We start from the raw sequence: 14,398 nt of genomic DNA, 5'->3' as shown, positions 1-14,398 counted from the left end.
ATTAATTTCTATGAGAGGGCTCTGTTTCCTTGTTATATATGCCTACTTTCGTACACTTTATTAATATAAATTAGAATAAATTTCTACTATTAAACTTATAAACATATTACTAGTTACGTTTTTTAGCTTCACATCTAAATATTCGCATTCCTTGTGACATAAATTTATCCTCATACTCTGTTGTAACATTATTTTTATACTCACTACTGCTTAAATCAAGAGAAATGTTCTTTAAGAGCCAATTATTTGCAGCAATTTCATTTAAACTAAACTCGAATAATTTTTCATTATCTGTTTTGAAATGAATTTCTCCATTATCTTCTAAAATATTATTATACATCTCTAAAAATCCAGAATGAGTAAGTCTTCTTTTACTCCATCTATTTTTTGGCCATGGGTCACAAAAATTTATATAAATCCTAGATAATTCTTTAGATTCAAAATAATTTAGAATATCACTTACATCAGCCCATAAAAATAATATATTATTTAAATTAGAAACATCAGCTTTTTCAACAGCCTTTAAAAGTACTTCTTCCTTTAATTCCATAGCAATATAGTTTATATCAGGATTTTGCTTGGCCAAGGTTGTAATAAATTGACCTTTTCCAGTTCCAAATTCAACATGTATTGGATTATCATTTCCAAATTTTATACTCCATTTGCCCTTTAACTTGTCTATATCTTCTCTTAAGACATATTCTGTATAACTTAAAAGTTTTTCATCTGCACCTTTTTTTCGTCTTCTTCTCACAATAAATTCTCCTTACACATAAAAATTAGTAAAATACATTTTTTATTATACATTATCTTACTTAAAAATAAAAAGAACTCTCTTAGAATAGAAAATTATTTCTATCAAAGAGAGTTCTCAATATACTAAAAAATCAATTCTAGTGGCACCCTGAACAACCAGAGCATCCTCCTCCACCTTGATCTTTCATATTTTCTGGAATTACTCTAAATCCAAATCCTGTATCTTCTATAATTATATCTCCATATTGACTATATTCATCAGAGCTCATCACAAATTGTAATTCTCCGACTTCATAAGTTAAGTCATCTTCTTTTTTCTCATCTAAAGCTAATCCAAAAGAAGGACCTCCACAACCAACACCTGCAAAGTATACTCTTACATTGTTAGGTTTATCTTGATTGTCTTTTAAGATACTTTTTAAAGTATCAATAGCTGTTTCTGGTAAAGTAATTTTCATCAAATCATTCCCTTTCAAGTATTTTATTAAAACAATATCTATTATATACCCATATAACGTATATAATCAATTAGTTTTTGTATATTTTGCCAAAACTTCTACCAATTATTACTTAGACTTTTAAATATTTTATTGTCTTAAATAAATACCCTAATAATATGTTTAATAAACAATAAATAAAATAATTTACATAGAGTATAATTTTTTATTCATTGTCTTAATATTATAACACATTTAACATATTCTAATTCATATATATAAAAATTATACAATCTAAAAAGACTTGAAATCTTTAAGAATATTTAAAATTATTATGTAAAAATTACCAAAATATATCTATTAATTATTCTGCTATTACACCATCTAGAACTGTAATAATACGATTACTACTTCCAGCAGCTTCAGGTGAATGAGTCACCATAATTATTGTTTGACCACTTTCTTGATTTATTTTACGGAGTAATTGCATTATTTCTGCTCCTGTCTTACTGTCTAAGTTTCCAGTAGGTTCATCAGCAAATAAAATCTCTGGTTTTCCTATTAATGCACGTGCTATTGCAACACGTTGTTGTTGACCACCTGACAACTTACGTGGAATATGTTTACGTTTATCTGATAATCCAACAATTTCCAAAATATCGTTTAATTGATTTTTGTAATCATTCATTTTTTTCCCATCTAGTAATAGAGGTAGCATAATATTTTCTTCAACATTTAAATTAGGTATTAAATTATAAAATTGGAATACAAACCCTATATTTCTACGACGTATTATACTCATCTTATCGTCATTGAAATGTGATATATCTGTTCCATTCATATATACTTTTCCACTTGTTGGAGTATCTAGCCCACCTAAAATATATAAAAGAGTACTCTTGCCAGAACCAGATTGTCCCATAATAGAAACGAACTCACCTTTCATCACCTGTAAAGATATATCTTTTAAAACTTTAGTAGTTGTATTATCAACTTTAAATTCTTTAATAATATTTTTTGCTTCTATTGCTATACTTTTATAGCTTGCTTTCATGTGTTATCCTCCATTTTTATTCAAATTTAATTTCTTCTACTAATTTCATTTTCTTTCCTTTTATAATTGGTACTACTGAACCTATTAATGTTACTGTAATACCTAACATTCCAACAAAAATGAATGTTTTAAAATCTAAATCTGGTGTCATTGAAATCTTTGGTCCTGCAACTATGAAAATCGTCTGAATTTCTAATATAGATATTAATACTCCAATAACAGCACCAAATAAACCTGATGTAAATCCTTCGATTAAAGTCATTTTAATATTCTGTTTATCACTTTGTCCTACAGATTTATACATAGCTATAGAACGTCGCTTTTGAATATAGTTTATCAATAGATTATTAATTATACCTACTGTAGCAAGCAGTAAAATAAAATAGGTCATATTATTCATAGGAGATAAAAAGCTATTTATCGTATTTAAAGAGTCATTGTTGAATTCCTCAACAGTACGACTCCAATTAGATGTATCTCCAAATAAATCTCTTATTTGAATCATAATCACATCTGGATTGACTGCTGTGTAAGCTAAAAATCCATATGTAGTTTTATCGAAATCACTAACTGCATAACGAGATGGTATAACAGCTTCTACATCATTTGCGCGAGATTTAAAACTTCCAACTATTGTGTAAAAAACCTCTTTATCACCATCAGATACAATTATTTTATCCCCTACAGAGAAACTTGTTTTTTTAAGTGTATCTTCATTTAAAATAATAGAGCGTTCTTTTTCAAAAGATTTAATTGCTACTTCCTTCATATGAGAATTAGTATAATTTATTGCAAACATAGAACTATATGATTTTATATTATCAGTTGCTTCTACTCTTGAAAATTTTATACTGTCACAAGATATTTCATTGTTCATAACATAGATAGGTAAAACTTTTTTAATTCCATCCATGTGTTTAACATTTTCAATAAATTCTTGATTCATATTTCCATCTGCGAATCCCTGTAACTTGGCATCACGAAATACATCGCCTATATATGTCTTGACAAAACTTCCTACAACACTTATTGCAATTACAGCAGAAATACTTATAAATAGTAATGTAATGTTTTGTGTGATATTTTTATTATTCTTCATATTTCTGGCAGCTAATTTACCTTCATTTCCTAAAATCTTTTCATAAATAAATTCAAATACTGTAGACATAGTATCAGTAAAAATAGGAATTAGAATAATAGTAGATATAATCAGTCCTAATAACGAAAATCCTCCAGCTAAATACAAAGTATTTTCAGTTGTTATCCTTGGAAGTAGAATAGATAAAAAAAGTACTATAAAACCTATACAAAATATAGTACGATTTGAAATATTCTTTTCTTCCACCGTTCCCAAAACAACATCTTTTATTGATAACTTACTAGTCTTTTTTATAGGTATATATGAACTAAGTAGAGAAACAATTATCGCTACTAAAAAAGAAGAAATAATTACTATTGGAGATATTACTGTTGGAATTGATATACCTTGTTCAAGAGAATTACCAAGACCATGAAGCATAAAATTTAAAACAACTATACCAATCGGAATTCCAAGTAACCCTCCAACACTTCCATATAATATACTTTCAAATAGTAAAATATTAGTTACTGTTTTTTTATTAGCACCAATACTTCGAAATGTTCCAATGATTGGAAGACGCTCTAATGTAATTACCTTGTAACTACTATATATAATAAAAATACTCATAGTTAATGCAAAAAAACTTATTAGGAAAAATGGCATTGTTTTCTGTCTAGCATCTGCAATTATCTGAGTTTCATTTACAGTATTTGATACTTTATATTCTTTAGTTGAAATTTTTTCTGATAATTCATTTATCAAATTTTCTGTTGTTATGTCGTTTTTCGGCTCTATCAAAATTTTTGTATATCCACTTTCTTTATTTAAAATTTTGGATAGTGTGTCTTTAGGTATTAATGCATTTACCCCTCTTGTATGTCTCAAAAAGACTGTGTCATATACAGCAATATTAGCCACTTCAAAAGTGTAAGGCTTACTATAAATTTGTAAAGTGATTAAATCACCTTTTTTAATTTTATATTTTGATGTGAAACGGTCTGGAAGAATAATTTTATCACCAGAAAAATCAGTGATATTATTTCCATTTACCAATCGTGGTTTATTAATTTTGTTTAGTTGTGGTAAATCTGCTGCTATAATATCGAATGATTCATAATATCCATCTTCATGATAAACAGCAGAGCTTTCTAATATTCCGACTTTTGATTTTATGGAATGTAAATCTGGTATATCTTCTAAACTAATTAATTTATTTGAACCTGTACCTTGAACAGCTATTGTTGCAGTCCCAGCCATACCTCTTGCCATTTTTCTCTGTGCACTTTCATAAGACAATCCAATTGAAAAGGAAACGAAAAGTAAAACTGTTGATAAAATTACGGATAGCAACATAACTGCTGTTCTTATTTTTCGTTCTTTAATATTTGTTAGGATATATTTTAATATAATTTTCAAATTTACACCTACTTTCTTGATTTAATGTAACTCTAAAGTTTCTTAATGCTAATTAATACTCCATAAATAGAGTCAGATAAAAAAGATTTTACTTATGTAATGATAATCATAGAATTTTTTTATTTTCATTAAATTTCCTCCTAAAATTAAGTCTTCTCCTAAATAAGAAAAGGTTGATAACTACCATATAAATATGATAATTTATCAACCTTAATATATCTTTTATTTAACCTTATTTAACCTTAATTGATAGGAAAGGAAATATGAAATGTAGTTCCTAAAGATAAAATACTCTCGACCGATATAGTTCCTCTATGAAGCTCAATAATTTGCTTTGTTATTGCCAATCCCAAACCAGTTCCTTCTGTTTTTTGTTCTGTATTAGTGCCACGATAATAACGATTAAATAAATTTGATACTTCCTCCTCTGTCATTCCTTTCCCATTATCTAAAACAGTTATATTAATTTTATCATCTATCATTACATTCAAAGAAACTTTGGTATCTTGATTTCCATGCATAAAAGCATTAATAATCAGATTACTAAATGCACGCTTTAGAAGTGTAGAATCAAAAGTAAATTTAATATTGTCAATGTTACTGTCAAATTCAATTGTATTAGTTCCATATTCTGGATAGTTCAAAATATCAATAGCTAACTCTTTCAAAAACCTTATCAAGTTGCTATTTTGCTTATTCAACGGAATGATACCATTTTCTAATTGATATGTTAACTTTAAATCGCTAATAAGTGTATTTGTATATTCTATATTCTTAAGCATGATAGAAGCGTATTTATGTACTTGTTCATATGAAAGAATATTATCAGTGTCTACAAGTATCTCTGCATATCCTTTTATTGGCGAAAGGGGAGTTTTTAAATCGTGAGTTATATTTGAAATCCATTCTTCTCGTATAATATCTGTTTTCTTTTTCATTTCATCACTGATATGAATTTCTTCATTAAGAGTATTCAAACTATCATAGACATCAGCAAAAGCTCCTTTCGCTTTGGTTGGAAGATATGTTCTCTTTGCAATATCACTAACAGAAGACGTGATTCGTGAAATAAATTTTGTTACCCAATATCCATAGGCAATTCCAGAAATTAAAACTATTAAAAATATAATACCTATTATTGAAAGCACAATAGGTTTTCCACCTATAAATTTAGTCCCATCAAAAAACATTGTTACTTTAGAAATATTAAGTGGAAAGTGTATAATATAAATAAATTCATCCTCATTATTTTTAATAGTACTCAAGTATACCGTATCAGCATTTGGAGTATCTTTCTTGGCTAATTCCAATAACTCAGAATTAGAATAATGATTTTTATGATTTTTTGGTTCTGAAAATCCATAAACTCTATTTCCATAACTATCTAAGATTTGTATCCATAATTGATTTTCTCGAAGCTTTTCCAAACCAGATTGTTTTATTTGTGGTTTATTATCTATAAATATAATTTGCTCAATAAAACTTTCCATAAAATTTTGAGGCCAGTCACTACGTATGCTTTTTCCATTTGGATGCTGAACATTAATAAGTGATAAGAAAATTCCTATTGCAGTTAAAGCCAGGCAGAAAAGCACTAAGAAAAAAATAATGTACGAGTAAAGTATTGTCCTGTATCCAGACTTACGCATTTAATCAACTCTTTTCCAAAACTTATATATTTGTGTTCTTTAACTATTTTTAAGGTAAATCTTATTAAATATGATACTATCTTAAATTATATGTGTATAGTTTTATATTATCAAGTTATCTGTTATTTAATAAAGCACTGTAACAATATACAAAACAGTGATGATATATAAAACAGTTTAAAATTACTTATTAAATATTAAACTATCTAAATCTGGATACAAAATAATATGTGTATATTAATGAAAATAGAAAAGCATATCATAGAACCACTTTTATAGGGGATACTTTAATAAAAGAATTAAAAATTATAACATATAAAAAATTTCCACTAAAAAATAATCGTGTTAGAAGAATGACAGAAAATCATGTACTTTGGAAATATTTCACAAATATTAAGAATAATAAAACACTTGAAATTGCTTATGTCAAGAAATTTTATATAATATAAACTGGTCAAATATGTTATAATATTAAATTGTGACAAGTTCATGGAGGTGTTTATATGAAAAAACAAAAGTCGCCAATTTTACTTGAAATGCTTGGGTTATTTTTTGGTTGTATATCAATGAGTATTGGTATAAATATGTTTTTAAAACCACATACAATTGCTCCTGGAGGGCTTAGTGGTCTATCTTTAGTGTTAAATAAAGTTACAGGGCTTCCAGTATCAGCTATCATGTTAATCATAGGTGTTCCATTAGTAATACTTGCTTTCAGAATTATGGGTACAAAAAATTCATTAAAAACGTTATTTGGGACAATAGTATTCTCTGCTATAGTCCAATTGACAGACCCACTATCGAAATTGAGATTAACTGATGACTTACTACTATCAGCTATTGCAGGAGGAATTTTAGTTGGGATAGGTTTAGGAATAATGTTTAAATCAGATGCTTCTACTGGAGGAACAGATTTAATTGCACTTATACTTAGTAAAAAGTTTCCAGGGATAAAAGCTACAAAATTTATGTCTTGTTTAGATGGAATGGTCGTTATATCTTCTGGTATAGTAAATCGTAGTATAGAAACAGGCCTTTACTCTGGGATAGCACTTTGTGTCTTAATAAAAATAGCAGATATGATAATGGAAGGATTTGATCATTCAAAAGCATTTTTTATTATTTCTGAAGAACCTGAAGGTTTAAGACAAGCCATAACAAAAGAACTTGATAGAGGTCTTACTATTCTTGATGGTAAAGGTGGTTACACTAGAGAAAACAAGGAAGTACTACTTGTTGTAGTTTCTAAAAAGCAAGAACTTTATCTTAAGAGATTAGTTAAAAAGACTGACCCTACTGCATTTGTTATTGTTACAGATGTACATGAGGTTCTTGGAGAAGGATTTAAAAACTTAGAAAATTAATAAGTTGTTTTATAACTTTGTTTATATAGTTTTTAATAACTTATAGATGCCAAAATCATATCATATTAAAGTGTGAGTATATTAATTAATATACTAAACCTTTTTAGTAGATATAATATGATTTTGGCATTGTTTTTATCTAACATTTATTAGAACACTAAATACTCATTATTTTTTCAATTCATACTGATAACATGGGACATTTTTTATTGTGCTTCCAGTATGAATTTTTTTGATATATTTTCCTACACATTTAAAACCCAATAAATCTAATGATTTTGTAGAATTCGCATTTTCCTCATAGGTTATCGCAATGATTTTATTTAGATTTAGTTCTCTAAATCCATATTGTATTACTCTTTTAGTTATCTCAGTAGCAAAGTCATGACCCCAGTAATTGGGATTAATACATACGCCAATTTCAGCTTCCAATGCCTTTGGATTTATATTATTAAACCCCATATTCCCAATAACTTTATTATCTCTTTTGTACACTATTGCAAAGTGACCTATTTTTCCTTTTTTATATGGATTTAAAAAAAATGATTTTATAAATTTTCTTGTGTCTTCTAAAGACTTATGCTCATTAAATGGTAAATGTTTTACTACTACTTTATTTTTATAACAATCAAAAAAATCCTCAGTATCATTTAATGATGCAGGTCTTAGTATGCAGTTTCTAGTTTCTAAGGTTTTCATTTGAGGATATTCAGAATCAGACATTTCTAATCCTCCTTTATACATTAATCTAATATACTGTTCATATTTAAAATACGATATTAATTATATAAATGTGCTCAAATTAACCTTATTTCTAATTTAATAAAAATTAGCTTATTATAAATCTCTCAAATCTACAACATTATTAGTAATAATATAAGTTCTCTACTAGTTCTATTTATTGTAAGATACATGTATATGTAGGTACTTTTTAATTTATTTTTATTAAACTTATTTTAGAAATGCCAAATATAAACTTACATATTATTAGATATCATACTTAAAAACTCTTTTGTTGCTAGTGATAGAGAGATATTTTTCAAATGGCAATAACCTATACTTCTTTTAGGTATTGGCTCTTTTATGTCTAATTTGAATAATTTTCCACTATTTAAGTAATCTATGCTAAATTCTTCTATAACACAAGATACTCCAAGATTTATATATGCAAATTCTAAAAGTAATTCATGAGAGCCTAATTCTATATCTGGATTTAGCTTTATACCTTTTGATAAAAAATATTCATTTACATAAAGCCTTGAATTTGCTTTATTTTCTAACATTATCAAAGGTAACAAATTTAATTCTTCTAAAGATATTTGCTTTCCTTTGTATTCTATGTAATCATTTGCACATACAAATATGTCATGTATCTCAATACATTCAACGATATTTAATGTTTCATCTTCTATTGGCATATTTATGATTGCTATATCAATATTACCATCTTTAAGTAAGGATATAAGTTCTCTACTAGTTCTATTTATTGTAGATACATGTATATGTGGGTATTTCTTATGAAAAATTTCCAAATACTTTAATAGAAAAAAACGTGCTGCTGTATCTCCTACTCCAATTTTTAATGAACCATATTCCAATTTTTTAAATTTATTTATTCTATCTTCTCCTGATGCGATTAAGTTTAATGCAGTAGCAACATGTTCACTTAAAATTTTCCCTTCTGGAGTTAACTTTACACCTTTATTATTTCTATAAAATAATATAGTATCTAATTGTTCTTCTAATTGTTTAATTGATTGGCTTACAGCTGGCTGTGACATAAATAATTCTTTGGCAGCAACAGAAAAGCTCTTATGACTTACAACTGCATTGAAAACTTTATATAATTCAAGTTTTACGTTCATACATAACTACTCCTTATATCAAATATTAGTATTATTTATTTTACTTATGATTATATTTGAATTATAATATACATGGTACTAATATGACAATATTAATTCTTTAGGAGGATTTTAAATAATGGATAGATTAGTTGGAACTGTTTCAAGAGGTGTTAGAGCACCTATTATAAGACAAGGAGATGACTTAGTTAAAATAGTTGTTGATTCTGTCTTAAATGCATCAAAGAGTGAAAACTTTGAAGTTAGAGACAAAGATGTAATTGCTGTTACAGAAGCTGTTGTTGCTAGAGCACAAGGAAACTATGCTCATGTTGACAATATAGCGAAAGATGTAAAGGATAAATTTGGAGATGATACTGTTGGTGTTATATTTCCAATTTTAAGTAGAAATCGTTTTGCAATATGTCTAAAGGGTATTGCAAAAGGATGTAGAAAAGTTGTATTAATGTTAAGCTACCCTTCTGATGAGGTTGGAAATCACTTGATAAGTATTGATGAACTTGATGACAAAGGAATAAACCCTTGGTCAGATGTGTTAACAGAAGAAAAATATAGAGAACTATTTGGATATAATAAACATACATTTACTGGTGTTGATTATGTTGATTATTATAAAAATTTAATTAAAGAGTGTGGTGCAGAAGTAGAAATAGTTTTTGCTAACAACCCAAAAACTATACTTAATTACACAACAAGTGTTTTAACTTGTGATATACATACAAGACAAAGAACAAAGAGAATTTTAAATCAAAATGGTGCTAAAAAGGTATATTCTCTTGATGATATAATGACATCAAGTGTAGATGGTAGTGGGTATAATGACCAATATGGACTTTTAGGTTCAAACAAAGCTACAGAAGAAACTGTAAAATTATTCCCTATAAATTGTGATGAAGTTGTAAATAAAATTCAAAGCAATATAAAAGAAATTACAGGTAAAAATGTAGAGGTAATGGTTTATGGAGATGGAGCGTTCAAAGACCCTGTAGGGAAAATATGGGAGCTAGCTGACCCAGTAGTTTCTCCTGCTTATACAAAAGGCTTAGAAGGTACTCCAAATGAGGTGAAATTAAAATATTTAGCTGATAATGATTTTGCTGACTTATCTGGAGATGAGTTAAAAGAAGCAATTTCAAAATACATAGTTGAAAAAGATAATAAATCTGATGATTTAACAGGAAATATGGTTTCTCAAGGTACTACTCCAAGAAGACTTACAGACCTTATAGGTTCTTTAGCAGATTTAACTTCTGGAAGTGGAGATAAAGGTACTCCTATTATTTACATACAAGGTTATTTTGATAACTATACAAAATAATATATATTAAAGCATTTTATGTAATTTATTTAGATTAAAAACTAATATAGACCTCTTAATTGATATAACTTTACTGTATATCAATTAAGAGGTTATTTAATATTTACATAGTTTAATTTATTAATCTTTATTAAGAATTTTAATCTCTATTTATTTCTGAAATAATATCACTCTTTAATATTTGTTTTACTGGAATGATAACTGCAATAATACTAATAGTAATATTTAAAATAATCATACCCACATATAGAGACATATTTATATTGAAAACTGGATTTATATATAAATATACGCGTTTTACTATAAAATAAATCATAGATTGCCCAATAATACTTCCAATTACCATTATAATACTTGCATATAGTCCATATAAAAAACCTTCCCTCATCATCATAATCAAAAACTTATTATCTGTGATTCCCATAGCTCTTAAAATTCCAAATTCATGTCTTCTTGAAAAAACTAAATAACTCACTGTATTGATAATATGAAACAAACTTATGCTTAGAAGTACAAATACGATACCATATATAAACAATAATTTCTGGTTTAAATAAATATTATTTTTTTCAATAGCAATAGTATAATCTGTCACAATACATCGTTTTATATTATGTATAACATTTTTTATTTCTTTAGCTACTTCCATGCTATTGCTTTCTTTCGTCTTTTTTATACTGGCCATATTGTAATTTATGATATTAAAATTACTTTCCATTTGTTCATTTGTCATAACTATATCCATGCCATAATCGCCAATAAAGTATATATTATTTGCCATTACACGTTTTACAGTAGCAGCAACTACAAATTCTTTTACTGTATAATCATTTTTATCTTCTTCTTTAAACTTAATAGTCTCATCAGTAGGTTTCATTGTTTTTGGCACTTTAACTTTGATAGTATCTCCTGGCTTTATGTCAACTGCACCATATATACCAGTACCATCCATAGGAAGTCTAACAATCACTTTATTATTTTTAACCATGTCAGAATTATCAATTTTTCCATCAATAATATAAGGATTTAATCCTTTTAACATGTTAGCATTATATCCATAGATATTTGTCTTTAAAAGGTGTCCCCCATCACTTTGTTTAGTGCAAATTCCATTGAAAAAATTCTTTATTCTGTAATCTTTTTCAAGAGGTTTAAAGAAATTTTTCCAAAGTAATTGTTCATCTCTAATGTGTATACCGCCAAAAAAATACCTTACTGGGTGAATACTTGATACACCTTCTACTTCGTTTAGTCTTGAAATTTTATCTTTTGGTATTCCTATATCAAAATCAGTTGTTTGCATAGCTATTTGATAATCAGAATTTAAACCATCATCAGCCTTCATTGTAAGCTCGTTATTATTTCTAGTAAGTTGTATAGAATAGCTAGAACATAGAAAAATAATTCCCCCAAGTGCTAATGAACACAAAATCCCTATAAACATTCCTTTTTTTTGAGTCATATATTTATGAGATAATACTGCTGTCATGTTAGAAAACTTTATACTTTTTATCTCTCTATTCTGTTTACTAATAACTTCAAAATTTTTCATTGACTCAATACTAGAATATTTGCTTAGCTTATATACAACTCGTACAGTGATTAAAATTAACAATAATGCTAAAAACAAAAATCCTAAGTAAATAGATTTTTCACTTATAAAAAATGACCCTGGAATAATATCACTACCTAAGAATATATGAGGAAATTGTTGATGTATTGTTGAAGCTACTCCTATGCCTAAAATACATCCTATAGGAAAACCTATGATAAAAAGTAAAAATAATTCTAAAAACAAGAGTAGTAAAAGTTGCTTATTATTAGCACCTAACACTTCTAAAACGCCATATTGTGATATTCTTTGAAGTATCGAAACATGGAAAATACTATATATTGCTGCTGCACTAAATATTCCAATAATCAAAACAATTGCATTTGTATTTAATTTTAAAGAATTTAAAAATTGAAATACACTATATCTTTCAAAAGTTATTGGAGGTTTTACACCAAATTCACTTGATAAATTCCAATTTACATAGGAACTTTTTTTCGATATACTAAATTCTCTCATAAATCTAGCACTCTGTTTTTTTATATTTTTATTTTCATCAAATTTTACATAAACCATATAATTACCATTTTCTTCAGAAAATGTAGAACTATCTACAAAGCCCTCTAAAGCAGTTTCTGGATTTAAAATATCAGATAAAATCCCACATAACTTATAAGTTTTTCCGTCTAATTTTATCTCTGTTCCAATTTTTTCTTTTATATTTAAATTATTTAATGAATAGGTATCAAGTGCTATTTCTCCTCCTTTGCTAGGAAGCTTTCCTTTCAATAATTTTCTACCTGTCATATCTAAATAAGATGAATCCACATTTAAAAAATTCATAATGAAAGGTTCATCTATAGAACCTTTAGTATTTGTGATACCAAGCCTATTTACAGTGTATTCATTTGATTTTTTGTCTTTCTTAATTTTTTGTAGTTGTTTATTATCTACCTTAAAATAAAAATGATAATCTCCATTATCCGCTCTTATTTTCTCAATTTTACTTTTATTTGCACTATTTACTAAAGAACCAATTCCTGTCAATAAGGCTACTGATAGTACGATGCTTAAGATTATAGATATAGATTGTTTTTTATAATGTTTAATATATTGAATTGCAAACTTCATTAAAGATATCATAGTATTTCACCACCATTATTTACTACAATTCCATCTTCAATATGTATAATAGAATCGCATATTTGTGCTATATTTTCATTATGTGTTACCATAAGTATTGTTTGGTGAAATTTTGCACTACTTTCTTTTAGTAAACATACTACTTCCATTGTAGTCTTACTATCGAGATTTCCTGTTGGTTCATCAGCTAGTATAAGTGCAGGTTTATTTGCTAAGGCTCTAGCAATTGCTACTCTCTGTTGTTGTCCACCAGAAAGTTCACTTGGAAATTTTAGACGTTTGTCCCAAATACCTAATGTATTCATTAACATTTCAATATAGCTATGGTCTACATAATTTCCTTTATCCAATGTAACAGGAAGAGCAATATTATCATAGACATTTAATACTGGTATTAAACTGTAATTTTGAAATATAAAACCTATATTCCTTCTTCTAAATACAGTCAAATCCTTTTTTCTTAATTTAGATATGTTTTTACCCTTAATTATTACATCTCCTGATGATGAGCTATCCAACCCACCTATAATGTTTAATAATGTACTTTTACCAGACCCAGAAGTTCCAACTATAGCAGTAAATGTAGCCTTTTCAATTTCTATGCTTACCCCATTTAGTGCATTGACCTTGTTTTCATATTCTCCATAATGTTTTACTAAATGATTCGTCACTAATATACTCATTTTATTTCTCCTTTCAACATAACTTAAAATATAAGTTCTTATAAGATATTGTAAGTGACGATAATTACACCCATCCTACA

The 14,398-nt window shown here is 27.2% G+C and carries 11 protein-coding genes; 2 read left to right on the top strand and 9 right to left on the bottom strand.

What is annotated here, in order from left to right:
• Nucleotides 1-109 precede the first annotated feature (109 nt).
• The 5 genes from trmB to IC174_RS08305 form a co-directional block, all read right to left on the bottom strand.
• Nucleotides 110-754, bottom strand: a complete 645-nt coding sequence (gene trmB, locus IC174_RS08325) for a tRNA (guanosine(46)-N7)-methyltransferase TrmB (protein ID WP_227435163.1) — start codon at nucleotides 752-754, stop codon at nucleotides 110-112.
• A 139-nt stretch (nucleotides 755-893) separates the two neighbouring features.
• Nucleotides 894-1,214, bottom strand: a complete 321-nt coding sequence (locus IC174_RS08320) for a Fe-S cluster assembly protein HesB (RefSeq protein ID WP_227435162.1) — start codon at nucleotides 1,212-1,214, stop codon at nucleotides 894-896.
• Nucleotides 1,215-1,557: 343 nt separating this feature from the next.
• Nucleotides 1,558-2,247 carry an ABC transporter ATP-binding protein gene (locus tag IC174_RS08315; protein ID WP_227482654.1) on the bottom strand — a complete coding sequence of 230 codons (690 nt, stop codon included), beginning with the start codon at nucleotides 2,245-2,247 and terminating at the stop codon, nucleotides 1,558-1,560.
• A 16-nt stretch (nucleotides 2,248-2,263) separates the two neighbouring features.
• A complete protein-coding gene (locus IC174_RS08310) occupies nucleotides 2,264-4,744 on the bottom strand; it encodes an FtsX-like permease family protein (protein WP_227482653.1) in 2,481 nt (826 codons plus the stop codon).
• 242 nt (nucleotides 4,745-4,986) lie between these two features.
• On the bottom strand, nucleotides 4,987-6,393 hold the full coding sequence (locus IC174_RS08305) for a sensor histidine kinase (RefSeq protein WP_227482652.1): 1,407 nt from the start codon (nucleotides 6,391-6,393) through the stop codon (nucleotides 4,987-4,989).
• Between the two features lie 503 nt (nucleotides 6,394-6,896).
• On the opposite strand from IC174_RS08305, the gene IC174_RS08300 reads away from it, so the two are divergent.
• A complete protein-coding gene (locus tag IC174_RS08300) occupies nucleotides 6,897-7,757 on the top strand; it encodes a YitT family protein (protein WP_227435158.1) in 861 nt (286 codons plus the stop codon).
• A gap of 168 nt (nucleotides 7,758-7,925) precedes the next feature.
• Here the strand turns inward: IC174_RS08300 and IC174_RS08295 are convergent, their stop codons facing one another.
• Complete coding sequence (locus tag IC174_RS08295) at nucleotides 7,926-8,480, bottom strand: GNAT family N-acetyltransferase (protein ID WP_227435157.1); 555 nt, start codon at nucleotides 8,478-8,480, stop codon at nucleotides 7,926-7,928.
• A 254-nt stretch (nucleotides 8,481-8,734) separates the two neighbouring features.
• Nucleotides 8,735-9,622 (bottom strand): LysR family transcriptional regulator, encoded by an 888-nt coding sequence (locus IC174_RS08290; protein ID WP_227435156.1) that lies wholly within the window; start codon nucleotides 9,620-9,622, stop codon nucleotides 8,735-8,737.
• 118 nt (nucleotides 9,623-9,740) lie between these two features.
• Here IC174_RS08290 and IC174_RS08285 point away from each other — a divergent pair, with 118 nt between their 5' ends.
• Nucleotides 9,741-10,940 carry a coenzyme F420-0:L-glutamate ligase gene (locus IC174_RS08285; RefSeq protein WP_227435155.1) on the top strand — a complete coding sequence of 400 codons (1,200 nt, stop codon included), beginning with the start codon at nucleotides 9,741-9,743 and terminating at the stop codon, nucleotides 10,938-10,940.
• 139 nt (nucleotides 10,941-11,079) lie between these two features.
• Here IC174_RS08285 and IC174_RS08280 read toward each other — a convergent pair whose 3' ends face one another.
• Together IC174_RS08280 and IC174_RS08275 are read right to left on the bottom strand one after the other, a co-directional pair.
• Nucleotides 11,080-13,635 carry an ABC transporter permease gene (locus tag IC174_RS08280; RefSeq protein ID WP_227482651.1) on the bottom strand — a complete coding sequence of 852 codons (2,556 nt, stop codon included), beginning with the start codon at nucleotides 13,633-13,635 and terminating at the stop codon, nucleotides 11,080-11,082.
• A complete protein-coding gene (locus IC174_RS08275; protein WP_227482650.1) occupies nucleotides 13,632-14,318 on the bottom strand; it encodes an ABC transporter ATP-binding protein in 687 nt (228 codons plus the stop codon). The genes IC174_RS08280 and IC174_RS08275 overlap by 4 nt, the downstream gene beginning before the upstream one ends.
• Nucleotides 14,319-14,398 lie beyond the last annotated feature (80 nt).

Source organism: Clostridioides sp. ES-S-0001-03 (assembly GCF_020676075.1).
Lineage (GTDB): Bacteria > Bacillota > Clostridia > Peptostreptococcales > Peptostreptococcaceae > Clostridioides.
The sequence above is the reverse complement of the archived record's forward strand: the minus strand, read 5'-3'. Positions and strand labels throughout refer to the sequence as shown.

Coding starts and splice junctions, on each gene's coding strand:
- IC174_RS08320 (WP_227435162.1), bottom strand. CDS start 1,214: ATGAAAATTACTTTACCAGAAACAGCTATTGATACTTTAAAAAGTATC.
- IC174_RS08315 (WP_227482654.1), bottom strand. CDS start 2,247: ATGAAAGCAAGCTATAAAAGTATAGCAATAGAAGCAAAAAATATTATT.
- IC174_RS08305 (WP_227482652.1), bottom strand. CDS start 6,393: ATGCGTAAGTCTGGATACAGGACAATACTTTACTCGTACATTATTTTT.
- IC174_RS08300 (WP_227435158.1), top strand. CDS start 6,897: ATGAAAAAACAAAAGTCGCCAATTTTACTTGAAATGCTTGGGTTATTT.
- IC174_RS08295 (WP_227435157.1), bottom strand. CDS start 8,480: ATGTCTGATTCTGAATATCCTCAAATGAAAACCTTAGAAACTAGAAAC.
- IC174_RS08290 (WP_227435156.1), bottom strand. CDS start 9,622: ATGAACGTAAAACTTGAATTATATAAAGTTTTCAATGCAGTTGTAAGT.
- IC174_RS08285 (WP_227435155.1), top strand. CDS start 9,741: ATGGATAGATTAGTTGGAACTGTTTCAAGAGGTGTTAGAGCACCTATT.
- IC174_RS08280 (WP_227482651.1), bottom strand. CDS start 13,635: ATGATATCTTTAATGAAGTTTGCAATTCAATATATTAAACATTATAAA.
- IC174_RS08275 (WP_227482650.1), bottom strand. CDS start 14,318: ATGAGTATATTAGTGACGAATCATTTAGTAAAACATTATGGAGAATAT.